17 protein-coding genes are annotated in these 21,031 nt (G+C 41.2%); 6 read left to right on the plus strand and 11 right to left on the minus strand.

What is annotated here, in order from left to right:
* Positions 1 to 14 precede the first annotated feature (14 nt).
* Both MSWHS_RS22010 and MSWHS_RS20330 read right to left on the minus strand, forming a co-directional pair.
* Entirely contained in the window at positions 15 to 143 is a 129-nt protein-coding gene (locus MSWHS_RS22010; protein ID WP_255353681.1) for a hypothetical protein, read from the minus strand.
* Positions 144 to 168: 25 nt separating this feature from the next.
* Entirely contained in the window at positions 169 to 360 is a 192-nt protein-coding gene (locus MSWHS_RS20330) for a hypothetical protein (protein WP_156148107.1), read from the minus strand.
* Positions 361 to 948: 588 nt separating this feature from the next.
* Between MSWHS_RS20330 and MSWHS_RS09895 the strand changes: the two genes are divergently transcribed.
* The 5 genes from MSWHS_RS09895 (at position 949) to MSWHS_RS09915 (ending at position 4,586) form a co-directional block, all read left to right on the plus strand.
* Complete coding sequence (locus MSWHS_RS09895) at positions 949 to 1,230, plus strand: ferredoxin-thioredoxin reductase catalytic domain-containing protein (protein WP_048127593.1); 282 nt, start codon at positions 949 to 951, stop codon at positions 1,228 to 1,230.
* 775 nt (positions 1,231 to 2,005) lie between these two features.
* Positions 2,006 to 2,470: a (Fe-S)-binding protein gene (locus MSWHS_RS09900; RefSeq protein ID WP_048127591.1), complete on the plus strand. Its 465-nt coding sequence runs from the start codon at positions 2,006 to 2,008 to the stop codon at positions 2,468 to 2,470.
* Between the two features lie 10 nt (positions 2,471 to 2,480).
* Positions 2,481 to 3,725 carry a formylmethanofuran dehydrogenase subunit B gene (locus MSWHS_RS09905; RefSeq protein WP_048130315.1) on the plus strand — a complete coding sequence of 415 codons (1,245 nt, stop codon included), beginning with the start codon at positions 2,481 to 2,483 and terminating at the stop codon, positions 3,723 to 3,725.
* On the plus strand, positions 3,725 to 4,123 hold the full coding sequence (locus MSWHS_RS09910) for a molybdopterin dinucleotide binding domain-containing protein (RefSeq protein ID WP_048127589.1): 399 nt from the start codon (positions 3,725 to 3,727) through the stop codon (positions 4,121 to 4,123). The genes MSWHS_RS09905 and MSWHS_RS09910 overlap by 1 nt, the downstream gene beginning before the upstream one ends.
* Before the next feature lie 178 nt (positions 4,124 to 4,301).
* Positions 4,302 to 4,586, plus strand: a complete 285-nt coding sequence (locus tag MSWHS_RS09915) for a hypothetical protein (protein WP_048127587.1) — start codon at positions 4,302 to 4,304, stop codon at positions 4,584 to 4,586.
* Between the two features lie 265 nt (positions 4,587 to 4,851).
* On the opposite strand, the gene MSWHS_RS09920 is transcribed toward MSWHS_RS09915, so the two are convergent.
* The 7 genes from MSWHS_RS09920 to MSWHS_RS18505 all read right to left on the minus strand — a co-directional run bounded on the left by MSWHS_RS09920 (position 4,852) and on the right by MSWHS_RS18505 (position 19,047).
* Positions 4,852 to 6,828 (minus strand): nitrous oxide reductase family maturation protein NosD, encoded by a 1,977-nt coding sequence (locus MSWHS_RS09920; RefSeq protein WP_231585376.1) that lies wholly within the window; start codon positions 6,826 to 6,828, stop codon positions 4,852 to 4,854.
* Positions 6,829 to 7,318: 490 nt separating this feature from the next.
* Positions 7,319 to 10,312, minus strand: coding sequence for a NosD domain-containing protein (locus tag MSWHS_RS09925; RefSeq protein WP_231585377.1), 2,994 nt, complete (start codon positions 10,310 to 10,312; stop codon positions 7,319 to 7,321).
* Positions 10,313 to 11,010: 698 nt separating this feature from the next.
* Positions 11,011 to 12,591 (minus strand): histone deacetylase, encoded by a 1,581-nt coding sequence (locus tag MSWHS_RS09930; protein ID WP_048159001.1) that lies wholly within the window; start codon positions 12,589 to 12,591, stop codon positions 11,011 to 11,013.
* A 2-nt stretch (positions 12,592 to 12,593) separates the two neighbouring features.
* The gene (locus MSWHS_RS09935) at positions 12,594 to 14,300 is read right to left on the minus strand and encodes a hydantoinase/oxoprolinase family protein (protein ID WP_048159002.1); all 1,707 of its coding nucleotides are present in this window, start codon (positions 14,298 to 14,300) and stop codon (positions 12,594 to 12,596) included.
* A gap of 225 nt (positions 14,301 to 14,525) precedes the next feature.
* Complete coding sequence (locus tag MSWHS_RS09940; RefSeq protein ID WP_048159003.1) at positions 14,526 to 17,210, minus strand: PAS domain S-box protein; 2,685 nt, start codon at positions 17,208 to 17,210, stop codon at positions 14,526 to 14,528.
* A 400-nt stretch (positions 17,211 to 17,610) separates the two neighbouring features.
* Complete coding sequence (locus tag MSWHS_RS18500) at positions 17,611 to 18,048, minus strand: RNA-guided endonuclease TnpB family protein (protein WP_052722684.1); 438 nt, start codon at positions 18,046 to 18,048, stop codon at positions 17,611 to 17,613.
* Between the two features lie 81 nt (positions 18,049 to 18,129).
* Positions 18,130 to 19,047, minus strand: a complete 918-nt coding sequence (locus MSWHS_RS18505) for a helix-turn-helix domain-containing protein (RefSeq protein WP_052722685.1) — start codon at positions 19,045 to 19,047, stop codon at positions 18,130 to 18,132.
* A gap of 144 nt (positions 19,048 to 19,191) precedes the next feature.
* Between MSWHS_RS18505 and MSWHS_RS09950 the strand changes: the two genes are divergently transcribed.
* Positions 19,192 to 19,377: a hypothetical protein gene (locus MSWHS_RS09950; protein ID WP_048127575.1), complete on the plus strand. Its 186-nt coding sequence runs from the start codon at positions 19,192 to 19,194 to the stop codon at positions 19,375 to 19,377.
* A gap of 46 nt (positions 19,378 to 19,423) precedes the next feature.
* On the opposite strand, the gene MSWHS_RS09955 is transcribed toward MSWHS_RS09950, so the two are convergent.
* Together MSWHS_RS09955 and MSWHS_RS20970 are read right to left on the minus strand one after the other, a co-directional pair.
* Complete coding sequence (locus tag MSWHS_RS09955; RefSeq protein WP_048127573.1) at positions 19,424 to 19,576, minus strand: rubredoxin; 153 nt, start codon at positions 19,574 to 19,576, stop codon at positions 19,424 to 19,426.
* A gap of 95 nt (positions 19,577 to 19,671) precedes the next feature.
* Complete coding sequence (locus tag MSWHS_RS20970) at positions 19,672 to 20,922, minus strand: Glu/Leu/Phe/Val dehydrogenase (RefSeq protein ID WP_231585378.1); 1,251 nt, start codon at positions 20,920 to 20,922, stop codon at positions 19,672 to 19,674.
* Positions 20,923 to 21,031: the final 109 nt, after the last annotated feature.

Here is a 21,031-nt window from a genome sequence, read left to right on the forward strand (position 1 = left end):
TTAAAATTTCAGAATTATAATTCAGGAACGTTTTCCTGCGCATGATTTCTGCCAGTGCAGAAAAAAGAAGGTCCTGTGTAGCCCTGGTTCAGTGTGTTTTTATCACAACTCTGGAAAGGCTTTTCTTTAAGTTTACCGGGCATTTGTGGAATTTGTGTTTTATAAATCTCAATATAAATTTTCCCTCAAACAGGATAAAAAGGTAGCCGTTTTGTACAAAATCAAAACCTTTATTTTGTAAAAGTTTTTTGAGCCTCTGACCGGCAACCCTATAATAAAAAATTCAGAATCATCAGCCTTTTTAGTGTTATTTCCCGGTGGCTTTCCAGGTTTGCCTTCCTTCAGCTTCATTGCAGGCATGAGCAGAAATATTTTAAAGCAACTGTAATTTCATCATAAGGTAACCCCGGTTCTGCTCCCTGATAGGCCAAATAGGCAGAATAATTTTACACTGCCTCATATAATAATGTATGATGAACTATTTAAGCTATGTACAATCTGTTTAATCCGTTATTTTAAAGAGGCATATACCACATTATTTATATACTGCGTCTGATATTTATATATCAATATAATACTTGCATGTATATTAACTTTCGGATTCCTGTTAAAGCCCGTGTTTAAATTCCCGGGAAAAATCTGGTTATTTAATCGGGTAATCTCAGAATGGCTGATCGAAGATTACGATGCTCACCAATTGATTTTATAGTTTGAAAGCTTAATTCGTAATCGATCGGTCAGTGCCGAATTGTTGCTTAATAATTTATATGTATGCGGGAATTTCCTGTGAACGGAAGTTTAAAAAAATTCTTAAGAAACCTGAAAGGGGAACACATCTACGGCAATTGTGCAAGAACAGGAATGCTTCTGATTCTCCAATAATATTTCCGTGTATGACCTTCTCCCGAATAACAGTATCACTCTTACAAAAACAGGAGGGAACTCTACATGAGTGAACACGATGAAGTAAAAGACAAAATGTATGAATGGACAGAAAAATACGCAAGCAAAGCAGGCTACAGGCTTAACCCGGATAAAGAAGCTCTTGATTATGTTCTTGACGGGCTTGCTTCAAGGGTTGAAAAGTTTGGGAAGCGTTATTGCCCTTGCAGGATAGTAACCGGGGACGAGAATGAGGATAAAAAAATAGTTTGTCCCTGTATTTATCATAAAGATGAAATTGAAAAAGACGGAAACTGCCACTGTGAACTTTTCTTTAAGTCTACCTGATCTGACTTTGTTCTGCCAGACCTGCTCCAAAAGCAGGCATTAAATACTAATTAAATACTATTAGCGAAAGTGGGAAAGGACAATTGATATAAATACTTTTTGCCCACTTCCAGCCACTCTAATCTTTTCACTTAAGTTGAAATACCTTTCTTTCAGCCTGCAAAAAGGCAAAACAGTGTTCTCTTCAAAATGTATAGGGAAAAGTAAATTTCACATATTTGTTGAATATCTAAAAATATACCTGAGTCTGAAAAACATGCTCATGAAGCATATAAAGCGAAACAACTGTATGATAAAATTGATCTAACTGTGTGATAAAATTGATCTAACTGTATGATAAAATTGATCTAACTGTGTGATAAAATTGATCTCTATCTTGCAGGTGGAAGATCCTTCCTCAAATTTGAAGAGGATACGCAAGAACCTTATTTGGGAGTTTGAAGTCTCTGAAGACTGTTAACACTGCTAATTAATATTAACATTGAGAACTAAAAAGCAATAGTTTAAGGTGGATTACATTCATTTCTTTATTGAATCTATTAACATTGTACTTCAATGCTCTTAGGTACTCAATATTTTTAGATAGCATTTCCTTCAAACCGGATATTCTTTAATAAAATATTTCCGGTTCACACTGGCATATACATTCACACAATAGAATGTACAAACACTATTTACCTGATGTAGTTACCTGGTGTGGTATTGACCTGCCATCTTTTTAACTGCCATATCTTTAATAAACTATAAAATAAATTTGACTCAAGGGTGATCTGGAATGACAAATGCAATGGAACTTTATCAGATGCTTCCAAAAACGAACTGCAAAAAATGTGGAAAAAACTCCTGTATGGCGTTTGCAGTTGCCCTTATGGCTCGCGAGCTAACAGCTGATGACTGCCCGCCCCTTAAAGAGGAACCTAAATACAAAGAAAACTACGAAAAGATCAGCAGCCTCTTCAAGGCGTCAGAAGGAGCAACTTCAACCGGACTCATAGTGCATGAAGAACTCTGTTTTGGTTGTGGAAACTGTGTGGTTGCCTGCCCTCCTAATGTAGCAAACGATCCCTATGGAGTAGGCTCGGGAAATGCCCCCAGGAATGCTAAGAAGCTGGTCCTGGTCGTAGAAGACGGAGTTGTCAAAGCCCAGAATGTAGAGGAATGCCGTAGATTCGGGAAGAACAAGATCCTCTGTAACGGCTGTATAGTGACCTGCCCTGTAGAGGCAATCGAGTTTGTGTGAGGTAAAGAGGATGGAAAAAAATTATAATGTATGCACAGGCTGTGGGATGCTCTGCGACGATATCGAGGTCGAGTCTGAAAAGAACATAGTAAACAAAGTCTATACCGCCTGCAGGGTTGGGGTAGCCCACATGAAAGAAGGAAGGGATAATGCAGTTTTCCGGGTTGACAACAAGCCTGTTGATGAAGCAACTGCCATCAGTGAGGCTGCAGCTATCCTGAAGAATGCAAAAAACCCCCTGATTTTCGGGCTTGGGACTTCTACCAACGAGACTCAGAAACTTGCAATAGAGCTTGCAAAAAAAACCAGTGCAACCCTTGATGATACTTCTTCATTCTGCCTGGGGCGTGTGGTTGAATCCCTCCTTCAAAACAGGTTCAAGACATGTACCCTTGACGATGTGAGAAATAAAGCCGATGTTACCATTTTCTGGGGAGCAGACCCCTCGGATTCTCACCCCCGCCACCTTTCAAAACATTCCTATTTCCCAAGGGGCGCAGAAAAGCAGCGGGGATGGGAAGAAGAGAGGACTGCAATTGCAATAGATGTTCGGAAATCCCATACCGCAAAGATCTGCGGGAATAATTTCTTCCAGATCCCGCCAGGAGGAGATGCCGAGTTCATCGACGCCCTTATTGCAGGGCTTTCCGGAAAGCTTCCAAAAACGTCCTACAACTTCCCCCCTAAAAGGATTCTTGAACTGGCGAATATCCTGAAAGGGGCAAAATTCGGGGTAGTCTTTGTAGGGCTTGGCTTGGTCTACTCCCTGGAAAACCTTGAACCCCTTTTCCGGCTTATGGACACCCTGAACGAAAAAGCAAATTTCCACCTGATACCTATGGTAGGACATTACAACATGCGGGGCTTTAATGAAAACCTCTTTGAGGAAACAGGGCATGTGAACAGTGTAAAGTTCGAAGATGGCACTGTGAAGCATGGACCCGAATATTCGATCGTTGAATCCCTTAAAGCAAAAACCGTGGACGCAGCCCTTATCGTCGGTTCTGACCCTCTTTCAAGCCTTCCCAGGTCTATTGCAAAGAATCTGCTTGAAATTCCAGTCATTTCACTTGACCCCTGCGAAACCCTTACCTCCAGAAGTGCAAAGGTCTATATCAACACTGCAATCAGCGGGGTGGAATCAGGAGGAAGTGCCACGCGTATGGATGGGGTAAAGGTAGACTTTAAACCTGTTGTTGAAACAACACGGCTCTCGGATGAAGCAGTTCTCAAAAAAATAATGGAGGCTCTCTGATGGATTTCGGATCTTTTCTTAAAACCCCTGAAATAAAGGTCAGGATCATAACCTACAGGGACATCTTTCAGGACAAAGCGATGATTGAAAACCGTTTTGGGGAAGAATACAGGGACCGCTCGGCCGTAATAAAACTGGATCCTACCGACTTCAAGCAATTGAGCGTGAAAAAAGGCGACACAGTAACCCTGAAAAACTCTTTCGGAACAATTGTGGTCAGGGCTGAGGAATCCGGATACGAGCCCTCTCACCGAGGCATCGCATATATGCCTAACAGTCCCTGGTCCAATATGCTGGTTTCGGATGAAACAGGCGGTACAGGAGTCCCCAAATTTAAAGACATTTCCGTAACCGTTACCAGTGCAAAAGGAGAAAAAGTAACTGACCTCGGGTTTTAACTACCCGGGTTTTAACTGCCCTTTGACAGGCTCATGAGAAGCCTTAAAAAAGAAGCCTTAAAAAGGTAGCCTCTTAATAAGACAGCTTTCAAAAAGAGCCTTAAAAACGGAAATTTACTTCTTATGTCTTTATTTTTCTCCCTTTTCAGTTTTTTCATAACAACAACCGGGTGAGAGTATGGCTGACGCGCTCCTGAAATTTACCAGGGTCTTGAAAAACGGAACCGTTTTCTACCATTTTGAAGGTTTTAATAATGTAAAATCAAGATGGGAACTTCCCTGTGAGTACCTGTCCACCACTCATTTTGCAGCCTGGAACGGAATTTTGCTTTACTCTGACGGGAGTGTTGTGAAATCTCTGTTTCCAGGCAGTGTTGTCCCGGAAAATGAGTATATGAAACTGATGAACCTTATTGAGATAGGGAAAAAACGGTTAAGCGAAATACAAAGTAAGTTTGAATAATTGAGTATTATGAACAAATTTTTTTTATACATAAGGGAAAAAAGTAAGATAAAGAAATAATCAGGATGAAGGGTCATTCCTTCTCCCGACCTCATTTCTTGTTGGTTGAGTTAGTAAATTACTATCTCTGTGAAACCAGGCTTATGTTAGCCCCTTTTTGTTGATCATGGTTCAATTTTCATAAGTGGTTTCAACTTCATAAGTTTCTATTTTCGTAAGTAATTGTATTTGTTTAGTTTGTAGCTGTCTCTGGTTAGTCTGGAGATCACTCAGATTCGTCTGGAGGTACCCATGTTTCATCTGGAGATATCCATGTTTCATCTGGAGATGTTTCCGTTTGATTATCTGCAGATATTTCTGTTTGATCATTTGTAGGTGTCTCCGTCTGGCCATCTGTTAAATCTACTGGAGTTGTAGATTGTTCTGGTTCAGAAACAACTACAAGCGGGAGGTAATCCGTATAGCCGCTGGTTGAGATACTGAACACTCCATCAGCAATGCCGTCTCCATCTGTATCCGTTGCAGTCTGGGAAAAGCCAGTACCATCAGGTTTTGCCCAGAGGTTTCCTCCTATGTACGGTCCGCCTGCAATATTTGTGCCTGCGATTTTTGTTGTGTTCCAGACGTTCCCAAAGCTTCCCGGCTTAATATCTGCGTTAACGTTGTTATTCAGGTAGTTATTAAACACGGTATTGTTGTTGCTTGTGGAAGTCATATAAAGACCTGAAACACCGTTTGAAACTATTTCATTGCCTGAAATCTTATTATCGCTGGAAGTTATCAGGTGGATGCCCCGGTTGCTGTTGGAAACTTCGTTTCCTGAGATATTGTTTTCTAAGGAATAAGCCAGCAGGATTGCATATTCGCTGTTGTCCGAAATAGTATTTTTTGAAAACGTGTTCTTGTTCGAGGTTGTGAGGTAAACTCCTCTATTATTGCCGGAAGCTTCGTTGCTGTTTAAGTTATTATTACCTGAACCTTTGAGGTATATACCGTAAGCACGGTTAGAATTTGCTATGTTGCCGGTCAGGTCGTTATAGTTGCTTGAATTTTCCAGGACAATACCGTGGTCATTACCTTCGCTTGCATTGCTGTTAGAGAGTACGTTCCATCCTGAGCGCAGCAGGTAAACTCCATACCTGTTTTTCAAAGCTGTGTTGTTTAAGAGCGTATTGTAATTGGAATCCTGCAGGTAAAGTCCTCTTCCCCCATTCTGCATACTGTTATTAAGGACAGTACTGTTACTGGAAAAAGCCAGGTATATACCAATTGTGTTGTTCGACAGTATGTTTTCATTTATATTACAGTTAGTAGAGTTTAAGATAGATATTCCAGATAAGACGTTATCCGAAGCTGAATTCTCCAGAACATTGTTGTTTCCTGAAGATGTGATCCGGATACCATTTCCGTTATTTGAGACTACATTACCCGAGAGCATGCTTTCACCTGTCCTTAACAGGTAAATGCCTCTGCTGTTGTTCAATGCTGTGTTATTTGTCAAGTTGTTACCACTTGAATCTCTGAGATAGATGCCGTAGATTGTGTTGGAATCTACCGTATTACCTTTCAGGTTGCTGTTACTTGAACTTGAAAGATAGATTCCGTAATCTTCGTTTGAAATTGCAGTGTTGTTTTCAAGGCTGGTGTTACTGCAACTTTCCAGGACAATACCATGATCAATGCTCATACTTACCTTATTATCTGAGAGCATATTACCTTCGGAGATAAGCAAATATATTCCGAACCTCTGATTCGAAATTGTGTTTCCCGAAGCCATGTTATATTTTGATCTTTCGATATTAATTGCCCTCTTACCATCTACTGCTGTGTTGTTGAGGATAAGGTTGTGAGTTGACTGTTTAAGGTATATTCCCAGTGTGTTGTTTGCTAACCTGTTATTTTCGATGGTACAGTTACTGGACCTTATCAGGTAAACTCCTGCGCGGTCAGTTCCGGCACCATTAATGCTGAACCCCGTAATTACTACGTTATTTGCTTCGACATAAAATACATCCTCAGCTTTATTGTTCGCCGTAACTATCGTATCTTCTGGGTTCCCTGAGGCTGACCTTATAACCAGATCATCTGTCATTATTCTGAGATTTTCAGTATAGCTTCCGGGACTTACGACAACCTCATCCCCCGGAACAGTTTTATTAACTGCATTTTGTATTGATTCCCCTGGCTGGACAATAATCTCAGTTGCAGTTCCGATACCCGAGCTTATCGTAAAGACAAGCAAGGTTAAAAATATATCAATAAACCTGTGTATATGAATCCCCCACTTCAGATATTATTAATAATTCTTCTTTATATTTACCAACAATATATAAACATGGGATAATATAAATCTATTAGAAAATAATATCAGAATAATAACCCAAAAAGTAAGCGAAAAAGAGCAGATCAGTACCAATTTGTTGAACCAATCTGTTGAACCAATCTGTAGAACAATCTGTTGAACCAATCTGTAGAACAATCTGTTGAACCAGACTCAAGAACATGAGTTCAAAAGTAAGGTGAAAATAGTATAAAAAAAAGAATAAGATAGAGCCGATATCTTTCTTCACTTTTTGAAAGAAAAAGGAAAAAAAAATAAAAACAGGATGAAGGTATCAAACCTCCATCATTCTTTTTTCTACATTTAAATATATTATTTATATTTAGTTTAGCTTATTTAATTTAGCTTATTTAATTTAGCTTATTTAATTTAGCTTATTTAGTTTAGCTATTTATTTCCTCTTATACAAGAGTACTGCAAGCAGACCAGCCACACCGTAAACCAGCTCAAAGCCCGGCATACCTGTACTTTCTCCCTGTTCGGATTCCTGATCAGCTTCCGATCCTGTATCCTCCGTGTTCTCTTCAGAGTTGTCAAACTCATCTCCAGGCTGGATTTCAGTTGCAGTTTCTTCCTGAGAGTTATCTGCCTTCCCTGTTATTGCGAAGGAAGAAAAGCCCGGGGTTTCAGCTGTGAAGTACAGGTATTCTTCATCTTCATCTGACAGGCTGACTGGCAACTGCTCCCATGTTTTGTTGCTGAATCTGTTCAGGGTAATCGAAGCTTGGTCTATCTTTTCATCCTGGGCCCAGGCCTTTTCAACCTTGAAGCCAATTACAGGGTTTTCGATGTTCTTTGAGGTTGCAAACCCGCTGTTGCCAACCCATATGTTAAAGAACTTATAGACTTCATCCGAAGGTAACTCCGAAACAAGGGTAGATTTATTTTTTAACTGTTCAACAATGGTTGTGGTTTTGCCCACGGTCTTCTTTGAATCGAAACTCACATACACAACACAGGTTGCTTTTTTCGTGAAGTCAAACTGTACAGCTTTTCCGTTTGTAATGAAGACCTGGGAAAGTTCCTTTACTTCAATGTTTCTTGAAGATTCAGGAGAACCGCCACCACCGCCACCACCACTGCGGCTTCCACCACTGCTTTTCCTATTTACAGCTATCTGAATAGTTTTTGTATCAGTGTCGTTTGCGTTGATCACAGTCAGTTTAGCGGTGTAAGTCCCTGCAGAAGGGTACACATAAACAAAACTTGTTTCGTTTGAATCCTCAATTCCATCATTGTTAACATCCCAGCTCCTCGAGGTTGCATTCTGTGATGTGTCAGTAAACAGAACTGTGAGGGGGTAATAGCCACTGGTCTTATTTACTGTAAAGTCTGCTACGGGAAGAATTTTAGTTTCATTTTCTTCTTCTCCTTCTTCAAGCACGTTTATATCAGAAGTTTTTGAGTCCGTGCCGTTCGGGTTGCTTGCCGTCAGATTAACGGTATAAATTCCTGGAACAGTGAACTCATAAACTGGATTATTTACTGTGGAATCAATAACTCCGTTATTGTCAAAGTCCCAGCTTACAGAAGTTGAATTCTCTGAAAGATCAGTAAACTGAACAGTTAGAGGAGCATATCCGCTGCTAACGTTGGTACTGAAGTTTGCATCTGGACGTACCGGTGCAGCGACAGCTACAAGCGGGAGATAGTCTATAACGTTGGTTGTTGTGAATATTACCTCAGTAATGCCGTCTCCATCTGTATCGTTGTTGAGTTGAGAGTGTCCCTGTCCATCAGGTTTTCCCCAGAAATTTCCGCCAAGGTATGGTCCACCAGCGATACTTTTACCTTCAGTTTTATCCGTGTTCCAGACGTTTGAAGTGTTTCTGACATTTGTATTCGCGGTGTTACTAAAGTAATTGTTTACAACCTGGTTATTAGAACTTCTGGAGCACATGAAAATACCGAAGTTCCTGCTCGAAGTTATAATGTTGCTTGAGATACTGTTGCTTCCGGAAGAGTCCAAAGAAATTCCAAAGTTGTTGTTAGAAGCCCTATTTCCTGAAAGAGTGTTGCTGTTGGAAAGTGAAAGCATTATCCCATCGTCGATATTATCCGAGAGAGTATTGTTAGAAATCGTATTCCCACTAGAATTCATTATGTAGATCCCTTTAGAATTGCGTGGGGCTATATTGCTGAGCAGGTAATTATTGCTGGAATTCACCAGGTAGATTCCATAAATACTGTTTGAAGCTGCAGTGTTTCCAGAGAGGTTGTTGTTGTTGCCCACGTTTTCGAGAAGAATACCATGGCCAGTATTCGAGTTTACTATATTGCCTGAAAGTGTGTTTCCACTGGATACCGTGAGTAAATGTATTCCTCTGTTATTTTCAGATGCGTTGTTATTGGTCAGGTTATTGTTGTTTGAATTCCCGAGAACGATGCCATCAGCACTGTTCAACCTGGCGATATTGTTGATAAGATTGTTGTTGCCGGCTTTATCCAGAACTATGCCGTTCATTAAGTTTGAATTTGCCAGATTTCCTGAAAGCGTGTTTATACTGGAAGTTAAGGTAAGGTAAATACCTCTGTTATTGTTATGTGCATCATTGTTGACAAGGCTGTTGTTGTTGGAATACCGCATGGCGATTCCATAGTCAACATTTGAAACTGTATTGCTTTGCAGGTTATTATTATGAGAAGTATTCATGAAGATACCATGCGTGAGAGAAACCAGAGCATCATCTGATACCGTGTTATCCGAGATTGTGTTCCCGGAGGAAGATACCAGGTTAATGCCGTTAGTATTGTTGAACACTGTGTTGCTTCTAAGGATGTTGCTCTCTGAACTTGACAGATAAATCCCATAGTCCTGGTTTGAGTTTGCAACGTTGTTTTCGAGAGTACTGTCGATTGTGTTTTCCAGAACTATTCCGTGGTCAGCACTCTGACTCACGGCGTTTCCTGAGAGGATGTTATCCTTTGAGCCGGATACATAAATCCCGTACCTCTGGTTTGAAACCGTATTGCTCAAAACATTGGTGTAATCGGATTGTTCAATGTTGATCCCTCTTCCCGTGCCTACATTGAGGTCTTTACTGGCGGTGTTATTGCGAATAATATTATTATGGGAAGTCTTAAGATATACTCCAAGAGCATCGTTGTGTAATATGTTGTCCTCAATGGTACAGTAAGTACTTCCGGTCAAATAGATTCCTGAGTTGTCATTTCCTGCTCCAGTAATCTTAAACCCTTTAATTGTTACATTATTTCTGTTCTGGATGGTGATTACATTTGCACCTGAGTTGCTAGCTGCAATTATCGTGTTTGCAGGGTTCCCGTATTCTGACTTTATTACCAGGTCATTTTTGTTTATGATGATATTCTCTGTATAAGTTCCGGGTGCTACGAGAATTACATCGCCTGGATTTGCACTGTCCACTGCGGTCTGTATCGGATTAGTAGAATTAGCATGAATTTCAGCCGCTGCCCCCGCACAGGAGCTTAGTGTGAATATGAGAATGGTTAATAGTAATATTTTTAATATCTTTATTTTAATCCCTCCCTAAAAATAGAAGAAATTTATTATGATACTCTCCACAATTAATTAGGAATTAACTACATGTATAATATAAACGTACTGGTTCTATTTAATAATTTTCTAAAGTAATGTTTTCAGAAAAATCAGGATTAAAAGAGCTATATTTATTTTAGACATCCAAGACTCATTTCATTTTATGCTGAAATTATCCAGCTGAATAAGTAAAATTATTTCAAACTGTTAAATCTATTTTCATGGTTAACATAATTATTTTAATAGTTAAGAGAAAAGTTAATATATTTACAGTGTTTATCCTGAAAAAAGCGGCCTCTTCTCTAAATTGTTCTCTTAGCATAGTGTGTATACTCCTGAAAAGAAAAATGTAAAAAATAAAACATAAAAAAAATTCACTGGGATGGAAAAAGATTCTTAAAAGTGGCGAGACTGGAGAAAAAAAAATATAAAAATTAAAATAAGTGAAAAGCTCCAGCCTCTACTGATTCATCAAGGTTTATCAGGAGGTGAGTCGGAACCTGCAAAGATTCTCAATACCCAGATAGTAAACTGGTTCCTTTTCCCAATAGGTATTTTTCTAGGTTTCAATATGATGTTTCCTGTTTTGTCCTTCTATTGTATTCTCTATATTCATCCGCTTTTTTATCCTGAAGGTACACGTATTCGTATTCTGGATAAGTGAGCCTTTTTTCGTACTCTTCTCTGGCTTCAGCCTGGCAACGGTCACAGGCATAGATTGGCACCGAAACCCCGAAAATCCTGGTATCGTTTATGCTCCTGTGGGCTTGGGAGTCTATGGTTACGTAACCCTGGCAGTCAGGGCACATCCTGATTGTTTCCTCCTGGAATTCCTGGATCATATCGGTATCATAGAAAATCTGTTTTTTCCGGCGGTAAAAGTCTCCGTGTTTTGCAACCTCTGCCTCTACAAGCCTGTCCCGGTTTTTCCAGTTTTCAAGCTGGGTAGCAACAATTTCCTCAAGGACCTGCCTGTCCCTTGCAGCCTGGACAAACATCCCAGGCCTAAAATCAGGCTCCTTTACGCAGGAATAGTCAAGCCCGGCCATGGCAAGGATTATTCCTGTATTTACATAAGGCAGCGCACTCTGGATAGCATAGCCTCCTTCAAGCACTGCCATATCAGGGGCAAGTTTCTCGTTCAGTTTTGCATATCCCTGCGCGGAAAAGCGCATGTTTGCAAGCGGGTCAGAAAAATGGTTGTCCTGCCCTGCGGAATTGAGGACAAGTTCGGGTTTGAAGTCCTCCAGAATGGGCAGCACCAGTGTATCAAGCACGTAAAGGATACCCTTATCCGGAGTCCCGGGCGGCAGAGGAATGTTGATTGTCCTGGCAAGGGCTTTCGGACCTCCAAGCTCGTTAACGAATCCAGATCCCGGAAATATCGTCCTTCCATCCTGATGAAAGGAGATAAAAAGCACATCAGGATCGTTGTAAAAAATCTCCTGTGTCCCATCCCCGTGATGGACATCAGTATCCACAATTGCAATCCTGCGGATCCCATACTTTTTTCTCAGGTACTCAACAAGGATTGCTTCATTATTGATATTGCAAAAACCGCGGTTTCCGTGAGCTACTGTCATGGCATGATGGCCCGGCGGGCGGACAAGGGCAAAAGCGTTTTTAACCTCTCCTCGCATGAGTGCATCAGCAAGGACCAGGCAGCTGCCTACTGAAATCCGGTGAGGGGTTGTAGCCTGGGCTTCTATATCGGGGATACAGAAATGGACTCTGGCAATATCCTTGAAATCCGCAAGGCGGGGCTTATACTCTGCGATTTGCGGAAGGTCCATCAGCCCTTCTTCAAAGATCTGGTCCCGCGTATAAAGGAGGCGTTCCTCTCTTTCCGGGTGAGTTGGAGAAATTGCCCAGTCAAAAGCCGGGAAGAAAATAAGGCCTGTCTTTGTTGCTCCTGTTCTGTCTGCCGGAATCATGGGTTCTTTTTCAGGTTCATTTTCAGGTTCATTTTTCGATTCAGTTTTGGATGCATCTTCAGATTTCTGCTCTGAAGTTTTTGTTTTCATTGTAACTTCCCCAATTCTATCAGGCTCTAGTTCCTCTTCTTTCCGTTCTTTTTTCTCTTCCCCGGTATTTTTTTCGGCTCCGCTTTTGAGAGCATCCCTAATTTTCCCAAACCCGAGTTTCATGCTTATTCCCTCCTCTTCCATTCGGGAATCAGGCCTGCCGGGATCTGCATACTCACATCAAAAAGCCTTCCTACCGTAGACCAGCCCATAACCACGTTAAAGACCTCACTGTTAGTAATCTCGGCTTCGTCTGCATACTCGGAAATCCCAAACCTTTTTGCGCGTTCCCTGAGGAGTTTTGTTGCAAGAGCTTCGGCTTCCTCTGGGCGCATCTTATTGAAATTCCCGATATCCGTTGAGTTAAGGCTTACAATCTCTCCTTCCTCAGCTACCGAATAAACCTTCTGCTGAGTATCGATACGCAGGTTAAGGGTAAGAGTAGGCCTTGCAACAGCTGCCCCTATGGCATTTCCTACTTCCGAATATTCGGGAATAATTGGTTTGGCGTTCAGTTTTTTTGCGACTACTGAAATCAGGCCTCTTGCTCCACCCCCAATTCCGACCACATTTTCAGGCTTTTCTTTTTTCCTCTGCAGGACTTCCCATATCCTGTAAGCAGGTTCCTGTTCCCATTCAAGAAACATTTCCCTGACAGCTTTTTCAATAATCCCTGCAGTTGTGTCCACTATAAGGGAAGCGATTTCTGTTTCGGATCTCCCGAGACTGGAGGCTACGGATGCAACTGCCTCTTTTGCACGTTCGAGATCCCCAACCTCGACAAGCCCGAGCACTCTCAGGGCATCCGTAGGGGTTGGTTCTTCCCCACCCATGCAGTAAGCAGGACCTGCCCTTTCTGGGCCTATGGTTACCAGCCTGACCCCATCGTCGGTTTCCCTAACCCTTACAATGCTGTCTCCTCCTACCGCCATAGAGCGGACGGCAAAAGCCCGGACATGGGTAAGGAAGTTTTCAAGTTTTGCACCTTTGGAGGCAATAAGCGGCTTTCCGGAAAGGATAAGAGCGAGGTCGGTAGTGGTTCCACCTATGTCCACTACAACAGATGTTTGTCCCTCAGGGGTAAGGGCGAGAGCTCCTATCGTGCTTGCTGCAGGCCCCGAAAAAATAGTTTCCACAGGGAAAGCTACGGATTTTTCAATCGGCAGAGTCCCCCCGTCGGCTTTAAGGATGTATACGGGAGCCCTGATGTTCCTTTCTCCAAGGGCTTTTTTGATCTCTGCGACGAACTCCTGATAACGTTCCCCTGTTGCAGAGGCCAGCATAGAGGTTGCGATTCTTCTCGGGAAATTCAGTTTTCCCGAAACCTTATGCCCGAGATCTACTTTGCAGTCCGGATACATTTCCCTGAGGATTTCTTCTATCTTGAGTTCGTGGGAAGGGTTCCTCTGTCCGAATTTGCTTACTACGGCAGCTCTGGAAAAACCTTGCTCCTTAATATGGCTCACCGTTTCCCGAACCTCAGCTTCATCGAGGGGCTGGATCTCCCTTCCCCTGAAATCCATAGCTCCTTTAAGGTAGAAACTGTCTGGAAAAACATAACTTTCAGGGTTAACGCCCGGGCCCGGAATGAGCAGCAGAGCCACACGATCAGTTTTACCCTCTGCAATAAGATTTGTTATTACGGTTGTACTGAAAACCACCCTTTCGAGTTGTTCCGGAGGAACTCCTCTGCTGACCTCATCAAGGGCATTGAGCAGAGACTTAAGAAGATTCCCTCGCTCAGTTGAAACCTTGGTCGTACTGTATACATTTCCGTTTCGGATAAGCACCGCATCCGTGGTGGTGCCCCCTACATCAATTCCTATAAACATTCACAATTCGCCTATCCTCACCTGAATGAATTAATCTTTCTATTTTCGTACTTATTCTGTATTTTATAACTGGATTTAATTTATCCAGTTTCAAATGATTTCGATATAGAAATAAGTGTGTGCTTTGTTTCGATACAATACAGATCCGTATAATGTCTTTCCCATAAAAAAGAGATTAAAAAGGCAATCATCTTTTTGATGTGCCCTCATTTTAATCAGCCTTTTTCAACTCCTCCTCAGAAGCCTCTTATCCTCGAACCTGATAGTAAATTTTGTTTTTTCTCCTTTCTCAAGTTCAATTGTCCCATCTATCTGGTCGACCAAAGCATTCACAAGTTGCAAACCAAGGGTTTCGGGGTTTTTAAAATCGATATTTTCAGGAAAACGTCCTCCATTATCCGAATAAACCAGTGTAAATCCGGGGTACATCCCTGAGTCTGTTATAGCGGTGCCTCTATCGGCTGCACTCCCGGATCCCAGAGTCTCAGATTTTCTGCAAAGTGAAATTCTTATTTCTCCCTCGGCACCTTTAGAAAATGCATATTTCAGAGAATTTGAGAAAAGTTCATTAATTATTATTCCGAGGGGAACTGCCGTGTCGATTCCGAGGAATATATGACCTATATCAAGGAAAAGTCGGACATTCTCTTTTCCTACCCTGTAAGAGTAAAGAAGATCAGAAGTCAGTTTCCTGAGATAGGCTGCAAAATCTATGCTTGTCGTATCTTCTGATTTATGAAGCTCCTCATGGATTATGGACATGGAAATGACGCGGTTTTCGCTTTCTCTGAAGGCTTCAATGACATCTTTATCTTTGAACTTATCAGCCTGAAGGCTGAGCAGGGACGAAACTACCTGAAGGTTATTCTTGATCCGGTGATGAATTTCCCTCATACTGATAGCTTCAGCTTTTGCAAGGGTTTCCTCGGCTTTTTTCTTCTGAGTAATATCATAAGTATAACCCTGGACAAATTCGGTATCTCCAGAGATGGTACAGATGTTGTGGATTAACTCATGAACCCACCTTACAGCTCCATCTTTTCGACTTAGCCTGTAATCATATTCCATAATGGAATTAGGGGAAAATCTCATTTTTTTCCGGGTTATATAGAATAATTGCCTGTCTTCCGGATAAATGATATCAGTCAAATTTATTCTGCCGGAGAGGAAGTCTTCTTTGGTGTACCCGGTTATTTCCTCAACAGCCCCTTCCAGAAAGAGAGGGGTAAAATCCCTGTCTACCTTAAATGCGATCCCTTTAAAATTCTGTAAGAATGAACGGTAGAGCTCTTCACTTTCTTTCAGTTTTTCCGAGGAAAGTTTGATTTCTGTAATATCTTTCATCACCCCAAGGGCTTTGCATACACAGCCTTCTTCATCCCTCAGATAGACGCCTTTGTTTTCTACGAAAAAATAGCTTCCATCTTTCCGCCGGAACCTGAATTCTTCATTGAATTTTTCCCCTGTGTTCCAGCACTTCTTAAATTCCTGCTGCACTCTTCTGCGCTCTTCGGGGTGAATGTGATCAAGCCAATCATAGTAAGTAAAATCCTGTATCTCGTTGTAGCTGTAGCCCGTAAGTTCCGTGACTGCTCCTGCCCACTCAACATGTCCGTTTTGCAGGTCAAATTCGTATATCAGCTGCCCGGTCTGTTCGGTAGCCAGCCGATATCTTTCTTCACTCTTTAACAGGTTCTCTTCGGTACGTTTGAGCCCGGTTATATCAAGCATTGTTCCTACAAGCCCTTCCACAGTCCCATTAAGGTTCCTGTATACGGCTTTGTTGAAAAGGAACTGTCGGATTATCCCGTCAGAGCACATGACTCTGGACTCATAAACCTGGCTTCCTCCTCTCTGGAGCAGGTGCCGGTCCACTCTTTTGAAAATGTCCCCTAGTTTGGGTGGAATAGATTCGGAAAGTTCATTAACAGAGCATCTTGTTACTGATTCCTTTGAGCTCCCAAGAATCATCCTCGCAAAGAGTTCATTGCAACCGCGGTAGACCCCTTCTTTGTCTTTATAATACACGGGAGCCGGAATAGTATCAAGCAAAGTTTCAAGAAAATGTATCTTTTCGCGGAGGGTACTCTCTACTTCATATCGTTCAATGGCTAACGAGATCAGAGACGCAACACCATTCAAAAAAGAAGTATCTTCTTTTGTAAATTTCTTTTTCTTTGTGTTGTGAATTGTCAGCACTCCATAGGGCTTTTCAACACTTCCGATCAGGACACTTATTCCACTCTTAATTTCCTGATATCCTTTGAACCCCATTTCATCAATTGAGCCCCTTCTGCTTAATTTTTCTATCTGGAGAGGTTTTTTTGAAAGCACTGTGTACTCGGCAGTCGAAGCCGTGTCTCTTTTAATAACCTTGCCTATATCTTCGATATCCCATCCGATTCCTGTTTCAAACAAAAAGTTTCCATCAGGCAAAAGTTTCAAAATTTTACAATATTCTACGTCAAGCGTAGAAGCAATCAAAGTTAAGGATTCGTCCAGCAGGGTCCGGATGTCCGGGGTTTTGAGAGCCTGTTCGGCAATATGGGAAAGGGCTTCTTGATGCCTATCTACTAAAGGTATTTTTAAGGAAGATAGTTTTTTGGCCTGTTCAGAAAAAGTGGCATCTGATGCCTGGAGTGATGCCTGGAGAATAGTATATTTGCCGTCAGCAGAAGGTATGAAGGTAACTGAATATGTTTTTTCGCCTGCTTCAAGTTCCAGGTATTCTGGCTTATTCTTAAGGGTCGCTTTCTGCACAGTTTGCCAGATATTTACGGGGACTTTTTCTCCAATTCCGCTTCCCCATGCTTCAAGCAATAACTTTCCTGCTTTATTAGCATAGAGAATTAATCCTTCTTTTTCGATTCTAAGGACAGGGTTGGGGCTGTTTAAAAGGAATTCTTCCATCCAGTTTTCTTCTGCCTCATTTTTTCTGTCATCAATGTCTATGCTATCGTCCCCACCTTTAACTGCCTGCTCCTCTTTTTCTTAGCTTTTTTTCCGGATTTTGAGTTTTCTTGCCAAAAAATTTGGGTTTCCTGAATTCGTTTTTATGAAAATCCTATTCCGCAGTCACATGTATAATAAAGTTATTGACTTAGTGAACTACCCCTCCCTGCCTGATGGCGAGGAAGGGGTTTCCTTCGAGTACTTCCGTCATTTAGCTTCGGTATGAACCTCAATTCCATCGGGAAGCCTGTACTGTCGAAGATTATCAACAAATTGTTGATAGCCTGTCCACAAGGCATTTTGCAATAGGTAACGTATCATGATATTGATAGCAGAATTTTTATCTCTATCTATGTTGTTACCACATCATGATATTGATAGCAGAATTTCTATCTCTATCTATGTTGTTACCACAATCACATAACATAACACGTTCCCAGGTAAGCATATCATGTTTTTTTCCACAATAACAACACTTCTTAGACGTGTTTTTTTCATCAATTCTTATTATACGTTTACCTATAATTTCTGCTTTATAGGTCAAGAATTGAACAAATCTGCTTAAATTTCCTAAACCCTGAGTAGAACGATTTTGACCTTTCTTTTGTTTGGTCTTTTTTTGTTTTTTACCATCTTTAACTTTAGGTTGAGCCATTTGTTTTACATCTAAATCCCCAACAATTATAGTATTAGCTCTGGTATTCTCAACCATTGTTTTAGATAGTTTGTGCTGGAAATCCTTAACTTGATTTGCTTTCTTTTTACTCATTTTTGTAACTGCTCTGGCTATTCTCAAAAATCTCCTGCTTTTTACAGAACCTTTTTAAACACCAATGCAATGATCCCTTCTGGATTTAGCTGCATCAATTTTTTGATTCTAGTAATTATCCAGTCTAGGGGTTTTTACCTCAAAGAATTTACCTTCGGTGTTGATAGCAGCAACTATTTTTGTAATGCCCAGATCAATAGCCTGATAAATCCCCTTATCAAAATAAGTATCTTCAATCTCTAAATCATAAACAATACATAGAAAAAATTTACCTCTTGCTTTATAGGGATTATCATTAACTATTTCAACCTGTTTTACATTGAGATCTTCAGCTAAGTTACCTATTTCAAAGGATAAAGGCACATTATTTACTTTATGTGAAAATGCGATGATACCATCTTCAATTTTGAAACCACTCTGGTTATATGGAATTGTCATTAGATAATTTCTACCTTTGAAATTAGAAGGTCTTGCTTTCTTGTCACCATTTTTAATATGGGTAAAAAATGAATGGTAGCTACTATCAAGTTTTTTCAAGATTCCTTGAAGTGTTTTAGAATAAACAATATTGTACTCAGGATTACGTATTTTGAAGTCAGGAAGCTTATTTTGTTGTTCTGTATATTTTACAGAACGTTTTTCCTTATTATAAGCATCCTTTCGGTCTGCAAGAGCGAAGTTATACACTACCCGACATTTACCTGATAACTCCCAAAGAACATTAACCTGTTCTTCAGTAGGATAGATTCGTATTTTCTTCGCTAATTGCATAATTATCAATATATATGTAACTATATCCTTAAATACATCTTCATAGTTAGAAAAGGTTACTAAATATAAAGAAACTTTGTATTTGCTTAACTGCGAGGCTGCGCTTTCATCCCCCACCTGCCGGCTGATGCCTTCGAGGAAGGGGACTTCCCGCTGTGCTTCCGCACTCCCAAAGTTAATTTTTGGAAATTGTGCTAAAAAATTAAACAAGTGGAGATGTGGCGTGATATTATTCACAACTTTGTAGCTGGACATGAATATATATTAAAAGCCTGTCATTAAAGGTATGTGATACTGGCAGGCATCCGCAACTGATCTCCGGAATACGTATGGGAATGCGCTTACTGCTACATGAAAACATAAATATAATTTCGCGATTTGTGATAGAGGGTATATTTCATGGAAGACTTCAACCAGCTCAAAAGGAAACTTGACGATATGAGTGTTATGGAACTTTATGAGTATATAAAAGAAAAATATCCTGAAAACGAGGAACTTACACTCGGCTCCAAAAAGATAGTAATCAGGAAAATCCTGAACTTCGAAAGAAACCTGCTGAATGAACTGGAAACGGCTGACAAGTAAAGTTCACATTTTCATAGTCACACATAATCACATTTTTTAACCTCCTTCACACTTTTTTAACCTTTTCCCTGGAAGCTCCACATCTGGGGCATTTCCAGGATTTTGGTAGCTCTTCAAACTGCGTGTTCGGAGCTATGGATTGTGAAGAATCACCGAGGTCCGGGTTGTAAAGGTATCCGCAGTTGCTGCATCTGTACATTCTAATCACTTACCTGTTTAACTACCTGTATTCGTTACTTCCTTAACGTTAATTTTTTCCTTTGTTTTTACTTCTTCATACCTTTTTTTCGGGTATCAGATCCAGCCTCTGAGCTGCATGGCTTCGACAACCCTGCCAACAGCAAGCGTATAGGCAGCCTGTCGCATGCCAGTCTTGTTCTTTGCCGCAAAGTCGTGCACTGAATGATATGCTTCTTTCATTTTTTTATCCAGACGACTCTCAATTTCCCCTTCATCCCATTGTATGCCGGACTCATTCTGTACCATTTCAAAGTACGAAACAATGACCCCACCTCCATTGCAAAGGATATCGGGAATTATATGGACTCCGTTTGAACGAAGGATCTCTTCTGCTTCTCTGGTCGTGGGTCCGTTAGCCATTTCGGCAAGAATTTTTGGTCTAACCCTTTCTGCATTCTCTTCAGTTATTACGTTTTCAAGGGCAGCCGGGATAAAGATATCTACCTTGAGTTCCAGCAATTCTTTGTTGGTGATATTTTTTGCTCCCGGATAGTCCAGTAAGGAACCTGTGGAGTGCTTGTATCCGGAAACATCTTCAGGGTCAAGCCCACTTTCTGAGTAGATAGCCCCTTTACTGTCGCTTACAGCCACGACTTTGCAGCCGAAGAGTTTCTTTGCAAGGAAAGCAGCATGGTATCCAACGTTCCCGAATCCCTGGACAGCGACCTTCGAGGCTTTAAGGTCCATTCCGTGTTCTTTTGCAGCTTCCCGTATAGTATACAGGCCGCCTTTAGCTGTTGCATCGAACCTGCCTGCAGAACCCCCGAGACTTGTGGGTTTGCCTGTAATAGCGCCAAAGACGTTTTTTCCTGCCAGTTTCGAGTACTCGTCCATCATCCAGGCCATAATTTGCGGATTTGTATACATGTCAGGAGCAGGTATATCCCTATCAGGGCCTATGATCTGGTAAATCCCACGAATGTATGCTCTGCTCAGGCGTTCCAGCTCCCTATGTGAGAGCTCTTTTGGAGAGCAGACAATTCCTCCTTTTGCTCCACCCAGAGGCAGTTTATGGAGAGCGCATTTCCAGGTCATCAGGGCTGCAAGAGCTCTAATTGTTTCCATCGTTTCCTCAGGATGAAAACGGATACCTCCTTTAGTAGGTCCCAGAGCTTCGTTGTACTGAACCCTGAAGCCTTTAAAAACCTTTATGGACCCGTCATCCATGTGGATCGGCAGGGAAACGTAGAGCTCTCGCATGGGCATTTTCAGGAACGCTTCCATGTCAGAGGTGAGCTTGAGACCTGCAGAACAGGTGCATAAATGCTGTTTTACATCATCAAGAAGTTTATAATCAGAACTCACATGTATCCCCTTTAATATAATGTTTCCGAAATTTATAGTCCTCACAGTGGTCAGGAAAATAATAACTAAAAAACACTTACTTATCCTGAGACTTACTTATCCTGAGACT

The sequence above is a fragment of the Methanosarcina sp. WWM596 genome (assembly GCF_000969965.1).
Classification (GTDB): domain Archaea; phylum Halobacteriota; class Methanosarcinia; order Methanosarcinales; family Methanosarcinaceae; genus Methanosarcina.